Origin of the sequence: Leptolyngbya sp. PL-A3, assembly GCF_039962325.1 — a bacterium.
Taxonomy (GTDB): Bacteria; Cyanobacteriota; Cyanobacteriia; order Elainellales; family Elainellaceae; genus Vacuolonema.
Window position 1 is genome coordinate 18,367 of sequence record NZ_JAMPLB010000058.1, and the last position, 23,530, is coordinate 41,896.

Annotated in this window: 24 protein-coding genes, 1 riboswitch and 1 other annotated feature; of the genes, 14 read left to right on the forward strand and 10 right to left on the reverse strand. The window is 51.7% G+C overall.

Annotated features, from left to right (window positions below; all coding sequences use genetic code 11):
* The first annotated feature begins 54 nt into the window (after positions 1-54).
* Positions 55-204: a sequence feature (ribosomal protein L10 leader region), on the forward strand.
* 44 nt (positions 205-248) lie between these two features.
* The 10 genes from rplJ to NDI52_RS27355 all read left to right on the forward strand — a co-directional run bounded on the left by rplJ (position 249) and on the right by NDI52_RS27355 (position 8,922).
* Positions 249-791, forward strand: coding sequence for a 50S ribosomal protein L10 (gene rplJ / locus NDI52_RS27310; protein WP_190770458.1), 543 nt, complete (start codon positions 249-251; stop codon positions 789-791).
* A gap of 87 nt (positions 792-878) precedes the next feature.
* On the forward strand, positions 879-1,271 hold the full coding sequence (rplL, locus tag NDI52_RS27315) for a 50S ribosomal protein L7/L12 (RefSeq protein ID WP_190770459.1): 393 nt from the start codon (positions 879-881) through the stop codon (positions 1,269-1,271).
* Positions 1,272-1,755: 484 nt separating this feature from the next.
* Positions 1,756-1,894: riboswitch (guanidine-I (ykkC/yxkD leader) on the forward strand.
* Positions 1,895-2,005: 111 nt separating this feature from the next.
* Complete coding sequence (locus NDI52_RS27320; RefSeq protein ID WP_190770480.1) at positions 2,006-3,196, forward strand: agmatinase family protein; 1,191 nt, start codon at positions 2,006-2,008, stop codon at positions 3,194-3,196.
* Positions 3,197-3,262: 66 nt separating this feature from the next.
* A complete protein-coding gene (gene hypA, locus NDI52_RS27325) occupies positions 3,263-3,637 on the forward strand; it encodes a hydrogenase maturation nickel metallochaperone HypA (protein WP_348256590.1) in 375 nt (124 codons plus the stop codon).
* Positions 3,638-3,680: 43 nt separating this feature from the next.
* Positions 3,681-4,448 (forward strand): hydrogenase nickel incorporation protein HypB, encoded by a 768-nt coding sequence (gene hypB / locus NDI52_RS27330; protein ID WP_190770461.1) that lies wholly within the window; start codon positions 3,681-3,683, stop codon positions 4,446-4,448.
* 83 nt (positions 4,449-4,531) lie between these two features.
* Complete coding sequence (locus tag NDI52_RS27335) at positions 4,532-5,560, forward strand: ABC transporter substrate-binding protein (RefSeq protein ID WP_190770462.1); 1,029 nt, start codon at positions 4,532-4,534, stop codon at positions 5,558-5,560.
* A 162-nt stretch (positions 5,561-5,722) separates the two neighbouring features.
* The gene (locus NDI52_RS27340; protein ID WP_347280013.1) at positions 5,723-6,520 is read left to right on the forward strand and encodes an ABC transporter permease; all 798 of its coding nucleotides are present in this window, start codon (positions 5,723-5,725) and stop codon (positions 6,518-6,520) included.
* Positions 6,521-6,637: 117 nt separating this feature from the next.
* The gene (locus NDI52_RS27345) at positions 6,638-7,411 is read left to right on the forward strand and encodes an ABC transporter ATP-binding protein (RefSeq protein WP_190770464.1); all 774 of its coding nucleotides are present in this window, start codon (positions 6,638-6,640) and stop codon (positions 7,409-7,411) included.
* Positions 7,412-7,542: 131 nt separating this feature from the next.
* Positions 7,543-8,349, forward strand: coding sequence for an HAD family hydrolase (locus tag NDI52_RS27350; RefSeq protein WP_190770465.1), 807 nt, complete (start codon positions 7,543-7,545; stop codon positions 8,347-8,349).
* A 210-nt stretch (positions 8,350-8,559) separates the two neighbouring features.
* Positions 8,560-8,922, forward strand: coding sequence for a VOC family protein (locus NDI52_RS27355; protein ID WP_190770466.1), 363 nt, complete (start codon positions 8,560-8,562; stop codon positions 8,920-8,922).
* Between the two features lie 127 nt (positions 8,923-9,049).
* Here NDI52_RS27355 and nth read toward each other — a convergent pair whose 3' ends face one another.
* The 3 genes from nth to puuE form a co-directional block, all read right to left on the reverse strand.
* Complete coding sequence (nth, locus tag NDI52_RS27360) at positions 9,050-9,748, reverse strand: endonuclease III (protein WP_190770467.1); 699 nt, start codon at positions 9,746-9,748, stop codon at positions 9,050-9,052.
* A gap of 162 nt (positions 9,749-9,910) precedes the next feature.
* The gene (gene rseP / locus NDI52_RS27365; RefSeq protein ID WP_190770468.1) at positions 9,911-10,999 is read right to left on the reverse strand and encodes an RIP metalloprotease RseP; all 1,089 of its coding nucleotides are present in this window, start codon (positions 10,997-10,999) and stop codon (positions 9,911-9,913) included.
* Positions 11,000-11,189: 190 nt separating this feature from the next.
* The gene (gene puuE, locus NDI52_RS27370) at positions 11,190-12,113 is read right to left on the reverse strand and encodes an allantoinase PuuE (RefSeq protein WP_190770469.1); all 924 of its coding nucleotides are present in this window, start codon (positions 12,111-12,113) and stop codon (positions 11,190-11,192) included.
* Between the two features lie 683 nt (positions 12,114-12,796).
* Between puuE and NDI52_RS27375 the strand changes: the two genes are divergently transcribed.
* Positions 12,797-13,540: a DUF4231 domain-containing protein gene (locus tag NDI52_RS27375; protein WP_190770470.1), complete on the forward strand. Its 744-nt coding sequence runs from the start codon at positions 12,797-12,799 to the stop codon at positions 13,538-13,540.
* Between the two features lie 186 nt (positions 13,541-13,726).
* Positions 13,727-14,479: a hypothetical protein gene (locus NDI52_RS27380; protein WP_190770471.1), complete on the forward strand. Its 753-nt coding sequence runs from the start codon at positions 13,727-13,729 to the stop codon at positions 14,477-14,479.
* A 143-nt stretch (positions 14,480-14,622) separates the two neighbouring features.
* Here the strand turns inward: NDI52_RS27380 and NDI52_RS27385 are convergent, their stop codons facing one another.
* From NDI52_RS27385 to nuoH, 5 genes are all read right to left on the reverse strand, one after another.
* Positions 14,623-15,543 (reverse strand): NAD(+) kinase, encoded by a 921-nt coding sequence (locus NDI52_RS27385; protein WP_190770472.1) that lies wholly within the window; start codon positions 15,541-15,543, stop codon positions 14,623-14,625.
* A gap of 123 nt (positions 15,544-15,666) precedes the next feature.
* Positions 15,667-15,972 (reverse strand): NADH-quinone oxidoreductase subunit NuoK, encoded by a 306-nt coding sequence (gene nuoK / locus NDI52_RS27390; RefSeq protein ID WP_190770481.1) that lies wholly within the window; start codon positions 15,970-15,972, stop codon positions 15,667-15,669.
* A gap of 73 nt (positions 15,973-16,045) precedes the next feature.
* A complete protein-coding gene (locus tag NDI52_RS27395) occupies positions 16,046-16,636 on the reverse strand; it encodes an NADH-quinone oxidoreductase subunit J (RefSeq protein WP_190770473.1) in 591 nt (196 codons plus the stop codon).
* 52 nt (positions 16,637-16,688) lie between these two features.
* Positions 16,689-17,303 carry an NAD(P)H-quinone oxidoreductase subunit I gene (gene ndhI, locus NDI52_RS27400; RefSeq protein ID WP_190770482.1) on the reverse strand — a complete coding sequence of 205 codons (615 nt, stop codon included), beginning with the start codon at positions 17,301-17,303 and terminating at the stop codon, positions 16,689-16,691.
* A 57-nt stretch (positions 17,304-17,360) separates the two neighbouring features.
* Positions 17,361-18,479, reverse strand: coding sequence for an NADH-quinone oxidoreductase subunit NuoH (gene nuoH, locus NDI52_RS27405; protein WP_190770474.1), 1,119 nt, complete (start codon positions 18,477-18,479; stop codon positions 17,361-17,363).
* Between the two features lie 313 nt (positions 18,480-18,792).
* Here nuoH and NDI52_RS27410 point away from each other — a divergent pair, with 313 nt between their 5' ends.
* Positions 18,793-19,452: a sigma-70 family RNA polymerase sigma factor gene (locus tag NDI52_RS27410; RefSeq protein ID WP_190770475.1), complete on the forward strand. Its 660-nt coding sequence runs from the start codon at positions 18,793-18,795 to the stop codon at positions 19,450-19,452.
* A 131-nt stretch (positions 19,453-19,583) separates the two neighbouring features.
* Here the strand turns inward: NDI52_RS27410 and NDI52_RS27415 are convergent, their stop codons facing one another.
* On the reverse strand, positions 19,584-20,864 hold the full coding sequence (locus tag NDI52_RS27415; RefSeq protein WP_190770476.1) for a HetZ-related protein: 1,281 nt from the start codon (positions 20,862-20,864) through the stop codon (positions 19,584-19,586).
* Between the two features lie 300 nt (positions 20,865-21,164).
* The gene (locus NDI52_RS27420) at positions 21,165-21,818 is read right to left on the reverse strand and encodes an L-threonylcarbamoyladenylate synthase (protein ID WP_190770477.1); all 654 of its coding nucleotides are present in this window, start codon (positions 21,816-21,818) and stop codon (positions 21,165-21,167) included.
* 170 nt (positions 21,819-21,988) lie between these two features.
* Here NDI52_RS27420 and larC point away from each other — a divergent pair, with 170 nt between their 5' ends.
* Positions 21,989-23,434: a nickel pincer cofactor biosynthesis protein LarC gene (gene larC / locus NDI52_RS27425; protein ID WP_190770478.1), complete on the forward strand. Its 1,446-nt coding sequence runs from the start codon at positions 21,989-21,991 to the stop codon at positions 23,432-23,434.
* The last annotated feature ends 96 nt before the right edge of the window (positions 23,435-23,530 follow it).

Genomic DNA, 23,530 nt, shown 5'->3' on the forward strand with positions numbered 1-23,530 from the left:
TTTCGAAGTTCGTTTTCGGTTCGACTAATTGGAGATTGCCTCTGACAAACCGTTAACAACTGAATCCACCAGCCAGAGACAGCAGGAGCGTCTCGCTTAAAATTTCCTGCCGAGGTTGAAGTTTTATTTGGGAATACCCATCCGCTGGGTATTCCCAAGTGTGAACTGAAACCCGGCCAATTGCCGGGTTTTTTGCTGGTTGGATGAATCAAGTTTCCACATTACCCAACATAAGGAGGTGAGAACGAATGGGTAGAACATTGGAAAACAAGAAGGAGCTCGTGGCGGAGCTGAAAGCAGAACTGAGCCAGGCTCAAATGGCGGTTGTGATTGACTATAAAGGTCTTTCTGTAGGAGAAATTACCGATCTCCGTCGCCGTTTGCGTCCTGCGGGTGCATCCTGCCACGTTGCGAAGAATACCCTGATGCGGAAGGCCGTTGCAGGGGACGACAGCTGGGAAGTCATTACGACCCATTGCAAGGATTCTTCTGCCTTTCTGTTCTTGAAGGACGATATCGGCGGAGCCATTAAGGCATATCAGGATTTCCAAAAAGCCACCAAGAAGACTGAAATCAAGGGTGGCGCAATGGAAGGCCGGGCGCTGAGCGAAGCCGACGTAAAGGCGATCGGTGACCTGCCTTCTAAAGAGCAACTCATGGGCCAGATTGCCGGTGCCATCAATGCCGTTACCACCAAGGTGGCTGTCGGTATCAAAGAAGTACCGTCCGGCCTGGGTCGTGCCCTTCAGGCATACGCCGACAAAGACAAAGAAGGCGGCGAAGCAGCCTAATTGGCACTGCGATAGGTTTCAGGCTTAGCCCTGGAAAACGTTCGACACACTGTTCGAGACATCAAACACATCTTAGGAGTTACCCTAATGTCTGCTGCAACCGATGAAATTTTGGAAAAGTTGAAGTCCCTCACTCTGCTGGAAGCCGCTGATCTGGTGAAGCAGATTGAAGAGGCTTTCGGCGTAAGCGCTGCGGCTCCCGTTGGCGGCATGATGATGATGGCCCCTGGTGCTGGCGCTGCCCCCGCTGAAGAAGTTGAAGAGAAGACCGAATTCGACGTGGTTCTGGAAGAAGTTCCCGCCGATAAGAAGATCGCAGTTCTGAAGATCGTTCGTGAACTGACCGGTCTGGGTCTGAAGGAAGCGAAGGAAGTTGTTGAATCGACTCCTAAGGCTGTCATGGAAGCCGTTGCGAAGGACGCTGCTGAAGAAGCTAAGAAGAAAATCGAAGAAGCTGGCGGTAAGGTTGCCGTTAAGTAAGCTGCTGCGTTTTGCATAAGAAAAACACCCCTTCCCGTTGGGAAGGGGTGTTTTTCTTATGCATTTTTAATGTGTGAGGTTTGCTCCACATACCTCACACATTAAAAATGCATAAGTCTTCTCTAGATTCTTGATGAGTTGCAAAAACCTGGCTTGGAGGCGCGTCGCCCTCCAAACCTCCCGTCTGGAGGACGGGCGTCCCTCCCCCAGACCCCCTAGACAAGGAGGTTTGCAGGTGATGTGTTAAGCCGCTTCGCATCTGTGGGGTTTGGAGCAGGTTTGGGTAGTGTCGTTACACAAGGGCATGAATCGTCTTAGCGTTAGAGCTAACCCTGCACTGGGTCAAGGGTTTGGCGATCGCCCTTACTGCACCAGTCTAAAATGTATCGTCCAGCACAGTTCGCTTCTGCGTTCCCTGGTTCTATAGTCTCAACCTAAGTTTCTGCATAGAAACAACACGGGTTTATAACCAGAACTATGAATAGGGAGATGCTTCTAGGGTTCCGATTCAATTCCTGAGTATTGAATGGCTGGTCCGAGAGAAGCAGGCTGATCAGTAATACTGCCGATCGATTGCAGTATTACAGCGCTCAGCTACACGGCGGGATAAAAGCCCGGGAGATCTGCAAACGTTGCTTGCAGTGTCTCCTGGGCTTTGTTTTGGTGCCTGCCTGACCGATTACGGGTTATTGCGATGCGATCGCCCGACTGACTATCTACCCCTCGTACCTGCCATGACAGATCCGTCTTTGTTTCAAAGCCCAGATGCTAACGCTCAACAATTCGAAGCTCAGCGGGCGCTGGAGCTAGAGTCGCGCCTTCCCCTCACCGGCTGGCAACAGGAGGTGAACAAGGGACTGGAGTATGGGTTGGAAGCGGCGGAGAGTATTCGCGATCGCACCATTCCCACCTTCTCCCGTGGCGAACTGCCTCACTATGCAGGTATCAACACCTTCATGAAAGCTCCCTACCTGGAGGATGTGCGGAGGGTAGGGGAGTATGATGTGGCGATCGTTGGCGTACCCCACGACTCTGGTACCACCTACCGTCCCGGCACCCGCTTCGGTCCCCAGGGTATTCGCCGCATCTCCGCACTCTACACGCCCTATAACTTCGAGATGGGTGTTGACCTGCGGGAGCAAATCACTCTCTGCGATGTGGGCGATATCTTCACCATTCCCGCCAACAACGAGAAATCCTTTGATCAAATTTCCAAAGGGATTGCTCACATTTTTAGTTCCGGCGCGTTCCCCATCATCTTAGGTGGCGACCACTCCATCGGATTTCCAACTGTGCGTGGTGTCTGCCGTCATCTGGGCGATAAAAAAGTGGGCATCATTCACTTCGATCGCCACGTTGACACGCAGGAAACCGACCTGGATGAGCGGATGCACACCTGCCCCTGGTTCCACGCCACCAATATGGCGAATGCTCCGGCAAAGAACCTGGTGCAGTTGGGTATCGGTGGCTGGCAAGTGCCTCGTCCCGGCGTGAAGGTATGCCGTGAGCGCTCTACCAACATTCTGACCGTTACAGACATTACTGAAATCGGCATTGATGCAGCGGCAGAATTTGCCTTAGAGCGGGCGCTAGATGGAACCGACTGCGTATATATCAGTTTCGACATTGACTGCATCGACGCAGGGTTCGTCCCGGGTACGGGTTGGCCAGAACCCGGTGGCCTGCTGCCTCGGGAAGCGCTGGGACTACTGGGCAAAATCATCCAGCGTGCCCCGGTTTGTGGACTGGAAATCGTGGAAGTGTCACCCCCCTATGACATCAGCGACATGACCTCACTCATGGCGACTCGGGTGATTTGCGATGCTATGGCCCACTTGGTACTGTCTGGGCAACTGCCTCGTAAGGAGAAGCCCTCCTATATCCACGAAGAATGCAACATGAACGTGGATCAAGCCTGGACATAAGTTCGCCGTTATAGGGGCGTTCCGTGAAACGTCCCTACCTGCTCACCCTCACCCCTTTTTCCGGCTATGCATGAAACCGATATGACCAAAGCCCTGATTCTCACCCTCAAGGATTGGTGGGAAGGAGAGGGGTGCCCGGCGATCGCCCGCGTCCACTTAGTTGTCGGCAAGTTCACCTGCGTCGAACCCGTTAGCCTGCAATTCGCCTTCGAGGTTCAAACCCGCAACACCTTCCTCGACGGCGTAGAGCTTGTAATTCGGGAAACGCCACTCATTGCCTTCTGCCACACCTGCCAGGGCGAATACAGCCCTGAAATCGGTATTCAATACGCCTGTCCTACCTGCAAATCTCCCATGGAAGACATTCGCTCAGGCCGCGAGTTGAAGATCGATCGCGTGGAAGGTGCCATACCTGCTCAGGCCGATCATTCTTGCGCTTAAAACTATTGCTGCACACTCCACATCCTTACTCCTCAAACCTGCCATGCATCAAACTTTTGACGCCGCCCTTGGGATTAACTTGCTCCACGCTAATCAGGAAGGTGCTGATCACAATCGTGCCCATTTCGATGAATGGGAGATTACCTGCTTCAACATCATGAGCAGCCCCGGCGCAGGCAAAACAGCTTTGTTAGAGCGCACCTTGAGTACCCTTGCTGCCGAGTTGAAGATTGCCGTTATTGAAGGCGATATGACCACCGAGTTGGATGCCGATCGCCTTCGTCAATACGGTGTCCCCGTCATTGCTATTAACACCGGGCGTTCTTGCCATTTGGATTCGAAGATGGTGGCGGGAGGACTGCATCGTCTCGCGCACGAGTACACCCCTAGCGAGTTTGATTTAGTGCTGGTGGAAAACGTGGGTAATTTGGTGTGTCCTGCTGAATTTGAGGTGGGAGAACACGCGAAGGTAGCACTTCTAAGCATTACTGAAGGCGAAGATAAGCCGCTGAAGTATCCAGTCATGTTTCAGGAAGCACACTGCTTGCTGATCACAAAAATGGATTTAGCTCCCCACCTGGATGTGGATGTGGAACAGATTGTGGCGAATGTACGCCAGATGAATCCGCACTGCACCATCATTCCTGTATCAGCCAAGACAGGTGAAGGCTTAACAGAGTGGTTTGATTGGGTGCGTCAGCAGGTCGTTTTAGGAGGCACTTACCGAGCCAACCGCATCTCTCATAGCCACAACCACGATCAGGATCATGATGCTGCTTCCGAATTAGCACTGGCAGACCACACTCACTAACGGGCAGCAATCCTTTGATCAGACAAGAGGCTTAAGCACCTGGCCCCCAATTTTTGATTATTTAACTCTGGAACCAACCCACCATGAAACTGCGTAGATTACTCTCGTTCGCGTTTGTTTTCCTGTTTGGTTTGTTTGTTGCCGTCAGTTGTACTCCCAACTCAGGCAGTTCCGGCTCAACCTCATCTGAAGCATCGGCTAGTGGCCCCGTTGCTATTGGCTTTAGTGCCTGGCCCGGCTGGTTCCCCTGGCAGGTTGCTGAAGAGGAAGGGATTTTTGAGCAGAACAAAGTGAACGTGAATCTCACCTGGTTTGATGGCTATCTCGATTCCATCAACGCATTATCAGCCGGGCAGCTAGATGGCAACAGTCAAACCCTCAACGACACGCTGAGCATTGTAGCCGCTGGTGCGGACGTAGTCATTGTATTAACTAATGACAACTCTACCGGCAACGACCAGATTATTGCCCGCGAAGGCATTAACTCGATCGAAGATCTGCGCGGTAAAAAAGTCGCGGCAGAAGAAGGGACAGTGGATCACTTCCTATTACTGCTGGGATTGCAAAAAGCTGGGATGACTCAAGCGGATATTGACTTTCAACCACTGGAAACAGGAGCTGCTGCTGCTGCCTTCGTGGCTGGCCAGCTAGATGCCGTGGGAGTTTTCGCGCCCTTCACAACTCAGGCATTAGAACGCCCTGGCAGTAAAGTACTGTTCACCTCCAAAGACTTTCCAGGTGCTATTTCTGACCATCTGGTTGTGCAGCGCAAATTGGTCGAAGAACAGCCTGACACGGTGCAAGCTCTCGTCAACAGTTGGTTCGCCACTCTGGATCACATCAAACAGAATGGGGACAAAGCGATCGACATCATGAGCAAGCGGGCCGGAGTCAGCGTTGATGATTACAAAGAGTACGACGCCGGTACCACGATTTTCTCAGCCGAGGACAACTTGAAAGCGCTGGAGCCTGGTAGTGATATGACTTCCCTACCCTACGCGGCGGAGCAAATTTCTAAGTTTCTTCAGGAAGCTGGGTTGCTTAAGCAGGCTCCCGACCTCACTCAGCTCTTTGACGATCGCTTCGTAAAAGCTTATAAGGCACAGACTTAGGACCCTGAGCACTACGAGAATCGAGACAAGAGATGTGCAGTTTCTCGTAGTGCTTCCTCGCTCCTAGCCATCCTTCCAATCTCTTCTCTCTGCTCTATGACCACCTCACCGGATTCAGTCTCATCCATTTCGGCTGCCAAGTCGGATGGGCGATCGCCTGACATGCTCCCTCCTACGGTCTTCTGGCGCATTGCTGAAGCCATTCCTGCTCGATTGACCCTAATTTTAGTTGTCCTATCTATCACGGTTCCTTTGGTATTGTGGGCGGTGATTTCAGGGTTTCTCAGCAATGGGCAAGATGTATCACTCTTTCTGCCGACCCCGGCTCAGGTATGGACAGCGTTTGTGCGACTCTGGAGTGATGGTACGCTACCGAAGGACATTGGCTTCAGTCTGTTTCGGGTGCTGTGCGGATTCTTGCTAGCCGCCGCTATTTCAATCCCGTTAGGAACACTGATGGGAACGTTTGCGAGTGTGCGATCGCTCCTCGAACCCATCATCGGCATCGTTCGCTACATGCCCGCTCCAGCCTTCATTCCCCTGCTCATTCTCTACTTTGGTCTGGGGGAAGTTCCCAAAATTCTCCTCATCTTCATTGGCACGCTGTTTTTTAACACGCTGATGGTGATGGACTCTGTGAAGTTCGTGCCAAAGGAGTTGATTGAAACCACCTATACCCTTGGGGGTAAGCGATCTCAGGTGTTCTTTCAGGTGATATTTCCTTACATCTACCCCAGTATTCTCGATGCCGGCCGGGTCAATATGGCGGCTTCGTGGAACCTGGTGATTGTAGCGGAATTGGTGGCGGCGACTGAGGGTTTGGGTAAGCGCATCAGCATTGCTCAACGGTTTCTCCACACCGACGAAATTTTTGCTGGGTTGATTGTGATTGGGTTAATTGGGCTGACGATCGACCTGTTGTTCCGCTGGTTATTGCGGTCAACCTGTCGTTGGCGATAACTCCGAACAGGACAGGTTTTGCCCCGAATCCCTGGTTCTTCCATGAACCTTGTTACTAAACCGGCCCTTACAAAATTTTGGAAACAGACGATTTTCTTTTCATTGCAGGACACGACTATGCACCTTGAAGTCAACCACGTCTCGAAGCATTTCTCGTCTCGCAACAGCCGTTTGGTGGCATTAGATGACATCAGCCTGCATGTGGAAGGGGGAGAGTTCGTTTGCGCCGTTGGGGCTTCAGGTTCGGGGAAATCCACGTTACTGCGAATCATTGCTGGTTTGGAGCAGCCGACAATGGGTGAGGTGCGGGTGGATGGATTGAAGGTTATTGGCCCCGGTGCCGATCGCGGCATGGTGTTCCAGAACTACAGTTTGTATCCCTGGATGACTGTGGCGGATAACGTTGGATTTGGTCTGAAGCTGCGCCATCTACCTGTGGCTGAACAACGGGAACGGGTGCGCTATTACCTGGATGTGGTGGGGCTCACTAAGTTTGCGAAGTCTCTGCCCAAGGAGCTGTCGGGAGGGATGAAACAGCGGGTGGCGATCGCCCGTGCTCTAGCTTCCCAGCCCAAAATTCTCCTCATGGATGAACCGTTCGGTGCGCTGGATGTGCAGACGAAGGAAACCATGCAGCAGTTCTTGCTAGAGGTTTGGCAACAAACCAACACCTCGATTCTGATGATCACCCACGATGTGGAAGAGGCTGTGTTTCTAGCTCAGCGTATTTATGTGTTGACGGCTCATCCGGGTACAGTGCAGCAAGAGATCGTGATTGATCTGCCAGGCGATCGCAATTATCACATCAAACGCCAGAGCCGATTCCGCGACTATGCCGAAACCATCCGCGATCTGTTGCGGGGAGAGCCTGCTGCCTCAATTCCAGCCTGATATCTCTAGAATTTTGTTCAGAAACTTTCCGAAGAACCAGAGATCCTTCGGAAAGTTTTTGAACAAAATTCTAGAGAACCAAAGGAGCCATTCGGCTAGGCTAAACTGACGGCATTGCACGATGAGCCATCATGATTCAATCCGTTAAAACAGAACCGACACTTCTTGCCCTCGATTTCGATGGGGTGCTGTGCGACGGTATGGCCGAATATTTTGTGACGGCCTGGCGCGCCTACTGTCAAATCTGGACCCCTGCCGACCAAACCCTCCCCGAGCATCTGCGGGGAGCCTTTGCTCGATTGCGGCCCCTGGTAGAAACGGGATGGGAAATGCCATTAGCATTGCGAGCACTGCTTAATGGTATCTCCGAAGCAGAAGCTTTGGCTGATTGGAATGGCATCGTCCAACGACTTCTAGAGAAAGAAGGTCTGACAGCCGCAGAGCTAGGAGCCGCCGTCGATGGCACCCGAGACGAGTGGATTTCCACAGATGTGGAAGGTTGGCTTCGACTTCAGAAGTTTTACCCGGGGGTGTGCGATCGCCTCAGGCAGACGATGAGCAATGGCCTTCCTGTATTTATTGTCAGTACGAAGGAGGGCCGATTTATTCGGCAACTCTTAGGTCAGGGTGGAGTTGATTTTCCTGAGGATCACGTGATTGGGAAGGAAATCCGTCAACCAAAATCCCAGACATTGCGCGACCTGCGCCAGCGCTTTGCGGACTCTGGGCCGGTACGAATCTGGTTTGTAGAAGATCGGGCGCAGACTCTACACAAGATTAAAGGGGATTCAGATTTAGAAGATGTGGAGCTATTTTTAGCGAATTGGGGATATAACACATCGGGCGATCGCCAGACGGCTCGCCAAGATCCCCGCATTCATCTCATTTCCCTCAACCAGTTTGTTCAACCCTTTCCCCAATGGCTCCCCAGAGATTAACTCGAATAGGTTCTTAACGTCAGTTCGGGATAAGCCGAACCGCCCATTATTGCGTGCACGATGCGCACGCAATAATGGGCTTTTTCGAGTGCCGCGCGAAGCGCAGCACTCGAAAAAGCCCTTAACCCGAACTGAGGTGTTCTTAGAACAGGTTATTTCATGTCTCTAGAATGAAAGAGAGACGTTTGTTGTGGCAGGGAACGAGAACCTATGTTGAAGCGTTTAGGGCACGTAGCCATTTGTGTGCAGGATTTAGACAAAGCAGCTGAGTTTTACCAGAACCTGGGGATGGAGTTGGTGTGGAAAGACCCCGATTGGGCTTACCTGAAAGCTGGAGATGATGGTTTGGCATTGCTCAGCCCTCACTATTCCCAGTCGGGTCCACACTTTGGTTTTATCTTCAACGATCGCGGCGAAGTCGATCGCGCTTATGAAAAGCTAAAGGCTGAAGGAGTTCACGTCACTCAAATTCACGAACATCGTGATGGAACGGCTTCGTTCTATGGTCGTGACCCTGATGGTAACTGGTTTGAATATCTCTACGAACCCGCCCCAGTAGCTGCTGCGGTCTAATCAACCTTTAGAAATTCCCATATTTGGGGAAGTGATGGCAAAGCCACCATTCCCACCATTAGGCGGGTCTTTAGCTGCGTTGGTGATTCTGGTTGAAGGGTTGATGCTGAGCATCAACCCTTCAACCTTAGTGTTCTGTTTCGTATTGGGGGACTGTGGCCGCTGCCACTTTTACTAAATCAACAGAAGGGCAGAGGTCTGCAAGAGCACAGCGATCGCACGCTGGATTCCGCGCATTGCACACAGCTCGCCCATGATAGATCACTCGAATGGACCAGTTCTCCCAATCCGGTTGCGGGATGAGCTTCATCAAATCTCGCTCAATCTTGACTGGGTCACTCTCCTTGGTTAAACCAAAGCGATTGGTCAGCCGTTTCACATGGGTATCTACCGTAACCCCGGCATTAATCCCAAAGGCATGAGCTAGCACCACGTTCGCCGTTTTTCGGGCAACTCCGGGCAGCGTCAGCAGATCTTCCATCCGCTGAGGCACCTCACCGCCGTACTCGGTCACAATCCGGCGACAGGCTCCCTGAATATTTTTAGCCTTATTGCGGTAGAAACCCGTGGATTTGACCAGCATCTCTAACTCAGCAGGATCAGCAGACGCCAGGGCAGGAGCATCGGGAAAGCAACTAAATAGAGCTGGCGTTACCATGTTGACACGCTCATCAGTGCATTGAGCCGACAGAATGGTTGCCACCAGGAGCTGCACAGGAGTTTGATAATCCAGTGAGCAGGTTGCATCAGGATACAGGCGTTTGAGGCGCAACAGAATCTCCAGCGCCCGCTGCTTCTTAGACGCCCGTCGACGAGTGGTAGTCATAGGGGGCGATCGCCTCGCTGATTGAAAAGTGAACGAATCAAATCCTGAGCATTAGTATTCCTTTAAAACTTTTTGACGGGTCAAAGACCCGTCAAAAAATTCTTAAATTTAATGTTCAAGTGTCCGATACCCAACACGTGAACATTGACAGAACACTAGCCCTTACTGAAATAGCTTTTGTACCACACCCAATTGTGTTGTATCGCGCACGATCAGGAAAATACCTAAGCCCAGTAGCAGTACCAATCCAGTCTGCATAACGTTTTCCTGAAAACGGCTTGGCAGTGGCTTACCCCGCACAGCCTCAATCAGCAGAAACGCCAGTTGACCACCATCTAGAGCCGGGAGAGGCAGGATATTAATGATAGCCAGGTTGATACTGATAATGGCTGTAAAAGGGAACAGGCTGGCCAGGTTGTTCGCTGCCATCGCGGCTCCCTGCTCAACAATCTTGACAGGGCCAGCCACCTGATCGGCCACGGCAGCGAAGTTGGTAATCAGGGTAAAGAAGCCTCGTGCCGTCATGATCACAGCGATCTGAAACTGACGAGCACTTTCACTGAGAACTTCAAACAGGCTATGGGGACGACGGAAATCGATGGAGCCATTAGGCCGCAATTCAGTGCCAATAATGCCATCACCTTTGTCGTTGGAACGGGGAGTCACTTGCAGGTCGAATTGGCGATCGTCCCGTTGCACTCTGAGGCTAAGCGATTTGTTCGGGCTGTCTAGGATAATCTCTCTAAATTGACTATTTGCCTCTTGCCCTTCTCCTAGAACAAGATCATCCACCGCCAGAATTAAGTCACCATCTTTCAAGCCTGCCTGAGCAGCGGGTACATCGGTAGATGTCACTCGAGAAATTAATACCCCCGGTTCAAAGTGCGGTTGTTGAACACCCACAACCCCTACTTGCGTTGCAAACACCAAATAGGCGAAAAGTAAGTTGGCAATCACCCCCGCACTGATAACGATCGCCCGATCAATCACAGGGCGGTTCTTCAGCAAGTTGGGATCATTATCAGGAATGGTGCTATCGGGGTCTTCATCGGGAAAGCCCACAAAGCCACCCAGGGGAAAGGCGCGGATCGCATACTCGGTTTCAGGCCCCTGGTACTTCCAGAGGATTGGCCCAAAGCCAATGGAAAAGCGGTTAACATGAATTCCCTGAAGCCGAGCGGCCAGGAAGTGCCCTAGCTCATGAACCACAATTAACAAGGCAAGAACTGCGATCGCCGCAAAAACCGACATAGATTTCCCAACCTGAAGAGCAACAACCTAAATCGCACACATCTATTGATCATTTTAGAGGTTTCATCAAAGCATGGCCTGGATTTCCCTGGAAATCCTATCTTGGACAGACCTCGCGTAGTTTTGTTAACCTGAGTCCGGTTTAAGGGCCTTTTGGCGTGCGCAAAGCACACGCCAAAAGGCTGAACCTTTATTGCGGTGGATGGTGGGCGTGCCAGTGTCGTGCAATATCGACCCGCCGACATACCCAAACGCGATCGTGTTGCTGCACATAATCGAGAAACCGAGCCAGAGCAGCTGTACGAGCGGGCCGACCCACTAAACGGCAGTGCAGGCCAATGCTCAGCATTTTGGGAGCATCTTGCCCTTCGGCGTACAACGTGTCAAAGGCGTCGCGTAGATAAGCAAAAAATTGGTCCCCTGAATTAAATCCAGCATAGGTGGCAAATCGCATGTCATTCGTATCCAGGGTGTAAGGGATGACCAGATGAGGTCGCCCATAGTCATACACCCAGTAGGGCAAATCATCGGCATAGCTGTCAGCGTCATACAGGAAACCACCCTCCTCAACCACAAGTCGCCGCGTGTTGGGACTGATCCGCCCCTGATAAAAACCCAACGGTCGACTTCCGGTGACTTGGGTATGCAGCTCAATAGCTTTGCGAATGTGCTCCCGTTCGGTTTCTTCACCAATGTATTGATAGTCAATCCAGCGATAGCCGTGGCTGGCAATCTCCCAGTCTGCTTCATTCATGGCCGCTACTGCCTCAGGATTGCGGGCCATCGCCATCGCTACTCCATACACCGTGACCGGCAACCCTCGCCCTGTAAAGAGTCGATGTAAGCGCCAGAAACCAGCCCGGCTGCCATACTCATACATGGATTCCATGTTCATATTGCGAACACCAAGCAGAGATTGAGCCCCTACACTTTCTGATAGGAAAGTTTCGGAGCCGGGATCTCCATGCAGAATGCAGTTTTCACTCCCCTCCTCGTAGTTGATGACAAACTGCACCGCAATACGGGCTTCATCGGGCCATTGAGGATGGGGAGCATAGCGACCATAACCAATTAAGTCGCGCGGATAATCGGAAGCGTAATACTCAGCAGACATAAGCCTCTTAAAGGTCGATACAGGAAAAATCAGGTTGGTATTTCAGATCTGTGTTCCTCACTGGGCGAAACTGTTCCCAATTTCACCTAGTGAAATAAGTCAGAAACAAGTGTGTTTCTTCGGGGATGGCTTGCTATGGATGGGATACCCCGGTCCACCACAATAACCAACCACAAATCTGAAACCAACGAGAGTTATTGGAGCACACTTAGTCAAAGGAAACGTGTGGGCGATCGCCTCCACACCTACTCCCACTTCAGAAGCTGTCTAAAAAGCTACAGCATTTCCTAATCTAATGAGGTGAGGAAGAGGGTTATGGGTTTCATGTTGAATAATGAACAACAACTTCTCGTACTGTTTTTATATACAGAATGGGAGGTGGGATGTGTACGCGTCACACCTCCCGTCCTGTGCAGTTCTAATGGTTTGGTTCCACGAAGTAAAAGCTAAGCAAAATTACGACTTATAGCCAAATTGTTCTGAATCTTGCAGAATTGTCAACGCTAAGATTACAAACCGAAAACGATATTTGCAAAGGCATAAAACACTTTGTAATCTAAGAATCAGTTATTTCTTTAAGATACTTTTGTCTAAACGTAGCAAATTTCGGCAATGTCACGATCTGCAATTAGAAATTTGGCAACTTTCTAGCGTCATCTACATCTACCCCCTGAAAACCTTCTATGCAAAAGCAGGATCCTTATCGCGAACAACTCAAAGCCGAATTTGACACACTGTTCAATTCATTGGGCCTCAAAGAAAACCAGAACCAGTACCTACGTGGGCGTTGGATGGATCAGGTGCTCTGGATGGAGGGGCGTGCCTCAAAAGCTCGGGATTGGTACTACCGACTGCGTCTAACCACTATCATTGGTGGTGTCATTATTCCAATCCTGGTTAGTCTTAATCTGCCTGAAACTCAGCGCAATTTATCCAACGTCATTCGCTACATCACGATTGGGTTAGGAGGCATCGTTGCCATTAGTTCAACGGTCGAGGAGTTTTTCCATTACGGCGAGCGGTGGCGACACTACCGACGTAGTGTTGAGTCATTGAAAGCTCAAGGGTGGCAGTTTTCGCAACTGACGGGTTCCTATTCCAGTTTTGCAACTCATGCCGATGCGTTCACGGCTTTTACCCTACAAGTTGAAGACATCATTCAACGGGATGTAGAGGTTTACGCCACTCAGGTTATCAATGAACAACAGGTCAAAAAGGAAGAACAAAATACTGGCACACCGAACTACACCAACCCCGTTTCTGTTGAATACTCCGCTCCCGCCCAACTTCCATCTGCTGGATATACAGCCTCTAGCGACCTTGGAACATCCACAGACTATGGAACTTCTCCCCATTCTGCCAATACTGGAACTCCAGAAGACTACGTGACAGAAACCAATCCGGAAAGCTATACCAATCCGGCCTAATGCTCTTTATGACCGTTGTTAGTGTTAGAGCCATAGCCCTTCTGGGCATGCTGGAATTAATTTACTGGGTGCCAAGGAACCATAGGCCAGCGTCTTTTCATCGATCGGGGTTCCTTACAGATGTGACCGTTCAAGGATGATTCATCCTTGCTTACCTTAATCCCGAAGCCGTTGAGACCGCCTTCCATGAAACAGGTTGATGAGCTGGCCTTTCCAAATGGACACCAGGCCAAAACAATTCGCATTCATCGTAATTCTGATGTTTTGACCTCCTTGAAGCAGCTTGGCTTGCATCCACCCTCCTCAACGTTGGTGCTGGTTGGCGGAGCCAGCGGTATTTCACCGGAGGCGATGGAGCAGTTGCGATCGCTTTTCTGCAACACCCTCGCGCCCCTAGCGGAGCGGCTAGGGTTAACCGTTGTGGATGGGGGCACTGATTCTGGTGTAATGCAGCTCATGGGCCATGCCCGTCAACATATTCAGGGCAGCTTTCCACTGTTGGGCGTCGTGGCCCATGCAATGGTAGCCTTTCCAGACCAACCTGCCCCTCCTGACGGGGCTCCACTAGAACCGCATCACACCCACTTCATGATGGTACCGGGTGCGCTTTGGGGCGACGAGGCCCCCTGGATTGCAAAAGTTGCAACGGTTCTCTCGGGGGCACGTCCCTCGCTGACGGTCTTGGTCAATGGTGGCATGATCGCCTGGCAGGATGTGGATAACAGCTTGCGCGAAAACCGCCCTGTCCTGGTAATGAGCGGCAGTGGACGCACCGCTGATGTCTTGGCAGCAGCTTTGGCAGGCGATCGCAGCAACGACCGCGCCAACCGCCTAGTCGAATCGGGCCTAATGGAAGCGATCGACCTGGCGGCCCCACCTGAAAACCTCCAGCAAGTTTTTGAGGCTCATCTCAATCCAGCCATGCCGATCAGCCAGTAATACTCAGCACTTACGCATTGTTGTGGGTGAGGTTCTCCGCACCCACAACAATGCACTACAGGTAGCGGGCTTGCGTAAGTCCTGATACTCAAAACGAAGTTTGCTGCCCTAGAGGGCAGCAAACTTCGTTTTGGGTCTATCTATCAATTGCGGTGATTGTTGCTGTAGCGCACTAGAGTTCCGGCCCACAGCAGCTTCTCACGCAGGGTTTGGTAGTAGGAGTAGTTTTCACGCAAAATGATAAACTGCGCCTGACATTCTGCCTGACGAATGTCAACTCGTTGCCCCGGCCAGATAGAGGTCGCCATCACCCCATCCATCCATAGTTTGGTGGTCATGTCATGATCGGCTAGAGGCCAGATACTAACGACAGAGCCCGGGGGCAGAACAATCGGACGACTGGAGAGGCTGAGAGGGCAAATAGGCGTGACAGCGATCGCCGCCATTCCTGGATGCATAATTGGCCCATTCGCCGCCACCGTGTAAGAGGTTGAGCCCGTTGGAGTCGCCACAATCAGCCCATCCCCCTGGTACTGATCGACCACCTCGCCATCGATCTCCATTTCCAGAATAGAGGTGACCATGCGATCAGCCGAGGCAGGTTTAACTGCCATTTCATTAAGAGCGAGGAAGCGATCGCTCATAGGCTCCATATTGGAACGGCTGCCTTCGTAGGTACGGGCCTGCAACATCATGCGCCGCTGTACTGCAAAGCGATCGCTCAGAAGACGGTCCCAAACCTTTTCCGTATTCTGAAACAGTTCCAGGGATTCGGTTAGAAAACCAAGGTGGCCGCCAACATTGACCGCCAGAATAGGAATCCCCTCCTCTGATAAGTGGCGAGCTGCTGACAGCACCGTACCGTCACCGCCCAGCACGATCGCCAGATCAATCGGATGCGTCACTGACGCTAAAAACACGGGATAGGGGTTATCTTTAGCTCCACTCGGCCCAACTAGAACCCGCACGCCCCTCGCTTCCAGCTCACGGGCACATCGCTCGGCCCACTGCTGACTATTGGGATCTCCGGATTTGTGGGCAATAATGACCTGTTGTAATTGCACCAGTTAATCAGTAAGGCGTCTAGAACATTTCCAGTGTAAGCCCAATATAAGAATTGGCTCAGCGCTAAGCACTGAGCCAATTCTTATATCAGTCAATTATCAATCAATCCGATTGAAGTCAGATTACCACTTCAAAAGGTTGAACTGTTCCATATCCACCGTATCGCGGTTGCGGTAGATAGACAGTACGATCGCCAAACCTACAGCCGCTTCTGCCGCTGCAATGGTAATCACAAACACCGTGAATACCTGACCTTTAATGGCAGACGGATCCAAGAAGTTGGAGAACGCCATCAGGTTGAGGTTGACTGCATTAAGCAGCAGTTCAATCGACATCAATACTCGAATCGCGTTACGGCTCGTCACCAAGCCATAGATTCCAATACAGAAAAGAGCGGCTGCCAGCAGAAGGAAGTATTGAAGTTGCAACATAGGGGGTTTTCTTCAGTCCTATTCGAGCAAAAGATGACTTTTCTTGAGGGCACGTAGCACCCCAAAAAGCTTAAGGGCGATTCGTAGTCGTTAGTTCGCGAGGACGCTCAGGCAGTGTCAAATTAGCACGCTCATCAATCTCACCCGGCAGGAACTCACGGCGAGCCAGAACGATCGCCCCAATCAGCGCCATCAGCAGCAACACCGACGCCAACTCAAAGGGCAGCAGGAAGTCACTGAAGAAGTGCTTACCAATCTCAACCAGAGCTGCATCCCCAGCGATGGGGGCCGAAGAGAGTGCCCAGGGAGTAGCCAGAACCGTTGTTGCCAACAAGGCAAACAAGCCAAAGCAAACAGCTGCCGTCGCGGCCTGACCGACCCAAGCATTACGCACAGGCTGGAAAGGCTGACGCTTATTTACAAGCATGATCCCGAACAGGATCAGTACGTTAACCGCACCGACGTAGATCAAAATCTGCGCCGCTGCGACGAACCCGGCATTCAACAAGATGTACAAGCCGGAAATACTAATGAAGACGGCTCCCAATAGAAACGCCGAATAAACAATGTTATTCAGGAGCACAACGCCCAGGGATGTAACCAGCATCATCAATGCCAGCACCCCAAACGATACAACTTGAACGCCCTCTGCTAAATTCATAGCTTCGCTACCTTTGCTGGTGTTCTCGAACTCGTTTTACAGATTCACAGAATTACTCAGCCTTCGCAGGCGGAGCTGTTGGAGTTTTGGATTCCAAACCTTCGAGGATCTCCTCAGGCAGTTGCCCAGCCCGGCGAGAACCCTTCGGCAGGTTGTGGGGTTCCGTAACACCCTTGGGCAGGTAGGCTAGCTCCCGCAGAGGCGTCACCATCGGGTCTTGCGTCACCTTGTAGGGAAGGCGTCCCAGGGCCACGTTGTCATAGTTAAGTTCGTGGCGATCGTAGGTGCAAAGCTCGTACTCTTCCGTCATGGAGAGACAGTTGGTGGGGCAGTACTCCACGCAGTTTCCGCAGAAAATACAGACCCCGAAGTCGATGCTGTAGTGGTTCAGCTTCTTCTTCTTGGTTTCTTTGTTGAATTCCCAGTCCACTACGGGCAGGTTAATGGGGCATACGCGGACGCACACTTCGCAGGCAATGCACTTGTCAAATTCGAAGTGAATCCGGCCCCGAAAACGCTCAGAAGGAATTAGTTTTTCGTAGGGATATTGCACCGTAATAGGACGGCGAGACATGTGGTCGAAGGTAACCGAAAGACCTTGACCAATGTACTTCGCAGCCTGCACCGCCTCTTTGGTGTAATCCCCAACCTGTTTGAGAAACTTCAGCATGGTTCTTCCTTAGGTATTGCAGAGCATGTCGGAACGGCAGATGAATGTATTGGCTTAGCCACCAAAGGCCATAGGAAATGCGAGTTTCAACCCAGCGGTAACCAGCAGGTTTACCAGAGAAATGGGCAGCAAGAACTTCCAACCCAAATCAAGCAGTTGGTCGATTCGCACCCGGGGTACCGTCCAGCGGAGCAAAATCGCCAGGAACAGCAGCAGGTAAGCCTTGAAGAGGGTCATCACAATTCCCAGGCTAGCAGAGATGATCTGGAACCAGGGTTCTGTTTCGCTGACATTCAACACACCGGCGACCCAGCTCACGGGAATGGGAGACTCCCAACCACCCAGGTAAAGAACAGCAAACAGCAGAGCCGACAGCACCAGGTTGGCATAGGAGCCTGCATAGAAGAGCATGAACTTCACAGCGCCATACTCTGTCTGATAACCCGCTACCAATTCTTCTTCCGCTTCGGGCAAGTCAAAGGGCATCCGTTCGCACTCGGCCAGAGCTGCAATCCAGAAAATGATGAAGCCGACCGGCTGACGCCAGATGTTCCAGCCCAGGATGCCGTAGCCCGCCTGCTGGTCAACGATGTCAATGGTGCTCAGGGAGTTGGACATCATCACCACCGCCAGGATGGAGAGTGCCAGAGGAATTTCATAGCTGATGGACTGAGCGGCGGCCCGCAGCCCCCCCAGCAGCGAATATTTGTTATTGGAGGCATAACCTGCCATCAGCAGCCCAATGGGAGCAATGCTGGAGAGAGAAACCCACAGGAAGATCCCGACGCCCAGGTCTGAAATCAACATGTTTTGCCCAAACGGCACAATGATGTAGGACAAAAACACAGGGACGAATACCAGCATGGGTGCGATCGCATACAACCAGGGATCCGTCTTGGCAGGAAAAACGTCCTCTTTTGTCAACAGCTTGAGTACGTCTGCGGCGGGCACCAACATACCCTGAGGGCCCATAAACTCGGGGCCAATCCGCTGTTGGGCTGCCGCCGAGATTTTCCGTTCTAACCAGGTGCTGACTAGGGCCAGAACCGTGACAGCACCCACGATTAAGACCATGGGCAGTGGAATCCAGACGAGCTTGGCTGCTCCGTGAGGCAGGCCCAGTTGCTCCAGAATCTGGACAAAGCTTGCTTGTAAATCAATCCCTGGGTTCATAGGTAGTTAGACCGAGCGTTAGGATCAGGGCTAAGAATTCTTACCCAACAGTATACCGACTGAAGGTGAGGCAAAATTAACGTGGATCGCCCGTCAGTTATGATAAATTCCTGGCATCAGGATAAGTCTGCCTAAAGGTTGAGTATTGATTTCGCAGTCAATCATAGAGTTATATCTATAAATTCATGTCATTTCATGACAATTAGGTCTTAAAAGCCAACACTTTTAAGAATAAGGAACAAAAGATGGGAAACTTTTAATTTCTCAGTAATATTGGGTGCTATAGCGTCGCGTCGATTTTTGGCCAAAATCTGTGCAAGTTCCTTCCATTCCAGAAGCGAATCATCCGCTGATTCGGTCGCTTTCTCACTATAGCGATCAGGAGCTGCTGACGTTATTTCAGCGACACCCCGACTCCGGACAATATTTCACAGCAATATTTTGTCGTTATAGCCCACTGGTGTATACGCTTGTGCGGCATTCGGCGCGATCGCCCGTCCAAGCCGACTACCTCTTCGCCCAAACCTGGCGGCACATCTTTTATGAACTGGGCGATCTGGATCTGAACGCCCTCCCCGGTGAAAATTCAACCCTTCAATCCTGGCTGATCAACATTACAGCCGTCTGCATCAACCGGGCCGACCTCCCTCCCGTTGAATCGATCCACTATTCATTACAGGCTGCTCCACCTCCTCTCTGGTGTTATGTGGAGCGCTCTCTCAGCCAGCTTGTGCCCATTCAGCGCCTCATCGTGCTCATGGCCCAGACCTTTCACTGGAGCGAAACCCGCATCGCTGCTTATTTACAGGCCGAAGGAGAATACATCTCTCCGGCAGAGGTCAAGCTACAACTCCGCGCCGCTTATCGTCAATTAGAAGAATTCGTCCCCGAAGACATCCAGGAAATCTATATGGATGGTCGCGGGTTTGATCGGCCCATGAGCCCAGTTCCTAAACCTGGTTTGGACGTTTAAGGTAGGTATAGCGCTGGGCGCTCAGAACCAGACAGTTTATTTTTGAAAAGCCGCACGGCGTGCGATCGCCTAAGTCAATAAACAATAAAAAAGAGGGGAGCCTTGCTCCTCCTCTCTTTTTGAGGCGTCAGTCAGCCCTCCTGGTTGCGGAATTGCCAGGCCAGTTCCAGCACCTTGACCCAACGCTTGTGAACTTGCTTGGGGGTGCAGCGAAGGGTTTTGGCGATCGCCTGATCGGCAGCATTGGTGCTCTTAAGCTGAACCAGTTGGCGTTGTTCCGGTTGCAGGGTTTCCAGGAAAGCAGCCCACTTTTGGGGAGGCATCCCCAGATTTTGATCGAGGTCAGCGCCCAGCCATTGGTGAACCAGTTGCCAGCGCTGGGAGCGCGCGAACTTCTCCACGTGGTACTTAAATCGCTGTTGCAGGTAATCGCGCTGACGAGGCGAGAGGTTTAGAATATCGTCAATTTCAGGAGCCGACAGATCTTGCAGCTTGAGCACTAGATAGTTAACGCAGTCTTGCTGATCCTGAGATTGAAGGTATTGAATGAGTTCACCGATGACGCGATCGCGCAACACAGAATCGGAAGGATCCACAGCATCAGCCACCATCTGTTCCCGCACCTGCTGCACGACAGGGGAACGGCTATGGGCTTCGGCTTCTTCGCCCTTGCCCGATTCCACCGCCAGTTCAATGTCAACAGAAGCTTCTTCCGGTTGGCGTTTAGCAAAGCCTTGAGCCCGCAGCACAATCAACTGCTGGTTACGTCGTCCCGGCAAGTTGATCCGGCGCTTGGCGTACTGCTCCGAGAACGCCATATATTCGGATAGCTCTAAACGAGAACGGGGAGAATAGTCTTCAGGCAGGTTATTTTCTTTACGAAACGCTTTTAATACTTCAATGTAAAACCCTTGCAGGAAATCTTCAATTAATCCATAGCGGCCCTGGAAACCCAGTTGCGCACGGCTGCGAGAAATATGGCGATAAACAATAGCACTCAGATGGCTATGCAACTCGACACGGCCCCGTCGAGAACCTAGCTTGTAGTAAGCCAGAATTTTCTGAAGCCGATGTTGAGCCAGGGTCATCTTCCAGGTGCTAATCTGGCCAGAGCTTTGAATGCGATCGCTCTTCTCACAAATACGCTCTACTTCGACTGCGATGCGTCGCACAATCGCCTGGGCACCAGCAGATGGGGCAACTGACAGCGTCTTCTGCAAATCTTCAAGCAGCGCTTCCATGAGCGCTTCGTCAGGTTCGCTGACAGAAGTAGAATTGTCGAGGTCATCCACAGACACAATCTCAGCGGACGCATCATCTGGGGTTAGCCCATCACTCGTAGGCTGAGTATCTTGCGATGGTGTGTCAGCGGATTCAGCAAAATCAGAAAAGTTCGCGGGTTCGACGTTCATGGCGGAAGTTGGTGGTGATGCACAGAATTGAGTCGTGCGGCGCTAGACATTTGGAACTGAAAGTTCGCTTCGCCTCTCTGCCACAAACTTGTCTACATCTCAATTCTGAGGGACTACGGGCAGACCTGGACAGAGGTATGGCACTTTTTGAGGTGGTTGACTGGCACACCGATTAGACGGGATGTGATAAGTCTGCATTAAATCGCTACATTTCTTTCAACTGAAGGCTTCAAGGGCACTTTTAGGAGCTTGAGTTGACTGTGACACCCTGTGACAGTTCAGAACTTTGGTCAACATGATTCATCCAACCTCCAAAGCTAGAGGCAGATCATCTACCGCCTCCCAGCCCAGCCCTTGGCGGAGTACCACAGGCTCCTCCCCTGTCAAGTCGAGTACAGTGGACACCTCGTGACGTAACACTGAATCCTCATCGTCAATCACGATATCGACCAAAGGACCCAGAAAATCGAATAACTCTGGCTTACTGACATCACGATGATCCATATCAGCAGGAACAGGAGCGGATGATGAGATCACAGGGTTTCCCAAAGATTGAAGCAATGCCTGACAAATGGCATGATCAGGCACCCGAATCCCCGTTGTCTTCCGCTTGGGGCTCATAACTAGCCGAGGAACCAGCTTCGTTGCAGGCAATAGAAAGGTGTAAGGCCCGGGCACCAAACGACGAACCAACCGATAGGATGAATCTGCCACATAGGTATAGCTGGCAATGTTGGACAGCGAGGGGCAGAGAAACGTTAGGGGCTTCTCGTTAGAGAGCCGTTTAATTTGCCGCACCCGTTCGATTGCTGCCTTTGAGTTCAGGTCACAGCCAATGGCATAGACCGTATCAGTGGGATACAGCATAACCGCTCCCCGTTGGAGAGCTTCTCGAATCTGCTCAACCTTCCGCGTTTGCGGTGTTTCTGGATGGAGGGTATAAATTGTTGCCATAGTTTAAAGATGACAGAAATCACCCGATTTCTGCTGTTAAGTTTCATCTGCCTCACAGAAGCTTCAGGCACAATCAGATTGAACACATTCCACTTCACACCGGCTTTCAGTAGCAGGTCGCATTGAACTCCGAATCACGCTGACCCTATTTATCTACACCCCTAAGCCCAATGACGAAGATCGCTTATATTGAGTGCCCAACCGGCATTGCTGGAGATATGTGTCTGGGAGCCCTGGTGCACGCAGGCGTGCCCTTAAACTACCTGAGCGACCAATTGAAGCGCCTGGGCATTGGGGATGAGTTTCACTTGTGGTCTGAAATCGTGATGCGTAATGGCCAGGCCGCGACAAAGGTGCATGTAGATTTGCTGCGGGGAGACGGGGATGAATATGCCACCTTTGCCGCCTCTGATCCTCGTACGGTTCACCATGAGCATGGCCAGGGAAGTGAGCATTCCCACAACAATCCCGTCGGGTCTTCTGTCAAAAATCGCCGACTGCCTGACATTGAGCAAATAATCCAGGAAGCTGGGTTGCCTCCTCGGGCAGAAGCCTGGAGCCTGGCCGTATTCCGGCGCTTAGCCGAAGCGGAAGCCGCCGTTCATGGCACAACCATGGAACATGTCCATTTCCATGAGGTAGGAGCCACTGATGCCATTGTAGACATTGTGGGCACCTGCTTGGGGCTGGATTGGCTCAACGTCGATGCTGTCTACTGCTCAGCTTTACCTATCGGTGGTGGAACTATCCGCGCTGCTCACGGACGATTACCGGTACCTGCGCCTGCCGTCCTGAAGCTTTGGGAGCAACGACAAGTGCCTATCTATAGCAACGGCATCGAGCGTGAAATGGTCACACCCACAGGTGCAGCGCTGGTCACCACTCTGGCTCATGAGTTTGGCGCACCACCTCCCATGCGTTTAACTAAAGTGGGTCTGGGAGCTGGATCACGCAACTTCTCGTTACCCAACATTCTGCGGCTGTGGCTTGGCGATACCAGAGTAGACAGCGGGCAACCCGAGAGAACTACCATCGGAGTAACACAACCGCATGCTCACTCTGCTAGCCATACGCATAGCCACGAGCATTCTCCTCATGCCTCCGATGACTCCGAGCAGGCTCATGATTACTCCCATGAGCATGACCCAACCAGTACTGAAACGGTAACGGTTCTCGAAACTCAAGTGGATGACGTTAGCCCACAAGCGATCGCCTTCACCCAAGAAGCCCTCCTCGCCGCAGGGGCTTTAGATGTCTTTACCCAGGCAGTTACGATGAAAAAGTCACGGATGGGCACCTTGATCACCGTAATTTGTCGACCAGAACAGGCCGAGGTTTGTGAAACCCTTCTATTCCGGGAAACTACAACTCTGGGTATCCGTCAAAGCCAGCAACAACGCCACATCCTGCAACGTCATTTTGAGCATGTAGATACCCCGTATGGCAGTATTCGCATCAAGCTAGCTCGCCCTGCCACAAACGCACCGATCTCCAATGCACAACCTGAGTATGAGGACTGTGCCAAAGCAGCTCGCCAACAGAATGTGCCGTGGCGTGAAGTACACCGCATTGCCTTACAAGCCTGGCATGAACAAGCTAATACCAAACAAATATGAAGCTGCGCCAAACTAGAAGAGTCCTCTTTGAGGTGATGGGCGATGACAGGACGTCCTTTTCAAGTCACGGTGACGGAGAGCCTGGAGCAGTTAGAG

Coding starts and splice junctions, on each gene's coding strand:
- rplJ (WP_190770458.1), top strand. CDS start 249: ATGGGTAGAACATTGGAAAACAAGAAGGAGCTCGTGGCGGAGCTGAAA.
- rplL (WP_190770459.1), top strand. CDS start 879: ATGTCTGCTGCAACCGATGAAATTTTGGAAAAGTTGAAGTCCCTCACT.
- NDI52_RS27320 (WP_190770480.1), top strand. CDS start 2,006: ATGACAGATCCGTCTTTGTTTCAAAGCCCAGATGCTAACGCTCAACAA.
- hypA (WP_348256590.1), top strand. CDS start 3,263: ATGCATGAAACCGATATGACCAAAGCCCTGATTCTCACCCTCAAGGAT.
- hypB (WP_190770461.1), top strand. CDS start 3,681: ATGCATCAAACTTTTGACGCCGCCCTTGGGATTAACTTGCTCCACGCT.
- NDI52_RS27335 (WP_190770462.1), top strand. CDS start 4,532: ATGAAACTGCGTAGATTACTCTCGTTCGCGTTTGTTTTCCTGTTTGGT.
- NDI52_RS27340 (WP_347280013.1), top strand. CDS start 5,723: ATGCTCCCTCCTACGGTCTTCTGGCGCATTGCTGAAGCCATTCCTGCT.
- NDI52_RS27345 (WP_190770464.1), top strand. CDS start 6,638: ATGCACCTTGAAGTCAACCACGTCTCGAAGCATTTCTCGTCTCGCAAC.
- NDI52_RS27350 (WP_190770465.1), top strand. CDS start 7,543: ATGATTCAATCCGTTAAAACAGAACCGACACTTCTTGCCCTCGATTTC.
- NDI52_RS27355 (WP_190770466.1), top strand. CDS start 8,560: ATGTTGAAGCGTTTAGGGCACGTAGCCATTTGTGTGCAGGATTTAGAC.
- nth (WP_190770467.1), bottom strand. CDS start 9,748: ATGACTACCACTCGTCGACGGGCGTCTAAGAAGCAGCGGGCGCTGGAG.
- rseP (WP_190770468.1), bottom strand. CDS start 10,999: ATGTCGGTTTTTGCGGCGATCGCAGTTCTTGCCTTGTTAATTGTGGTT.
- puuE (WP_190770469.1), bottom strand. CDS start 12,113: ATGTCTGCTGAGTATTACGCTTCCGATTATCCGCGCGACTTAATTGGT.
- NDI52_RS27375 (WP_190770470.1), top strand. CDS start 12,797: ATGCAAAAGCAGGATCCTTATCGCGAACAACTCAAAGCCGAATTTGAC.
- NDI52_RS27380 (WP_190770471.1), top strand. CDS start 13,727: ATGAAACAGGTTGATGAGCTGGCCTTTCCAAATGGACACCAGGCCAAA.
- NDI52_RS27395 (WP_190770473.1), bottom strand. CDS start 16,636: ATGAATTTAGCAGAGGGCGTTCAAGTTGTATCGTTTGGGGTGCTGGCA.
- nuoH (WP_190770474.1), bottom strand. CDS start 18,479: ATGAACCCAGGGATTGATTTACAAGCAAGCTTTGTCCAGATTCTGGAG.
- NDI52_RS27415 (WP_190770476.1), bottom strand. CDS start 20,864: ATGAACGTCGAACCCGCGAACTTTTCTGATTTTGCTGAATCCGCTGAC.
- NDI52_RS27420 (WP_190770477.1), bottom strand. CDS start 21,818: ATGGCAACAATTTATACCCTCCATCCAGAAACACCGCAAACGCGGAAG.
- larC (WP_190770478.1), top strand. CDS start 21,989: ATGACGAAGATCGCTTATATTGAGTGCCCAACCGGCATTGCTGGAGAT.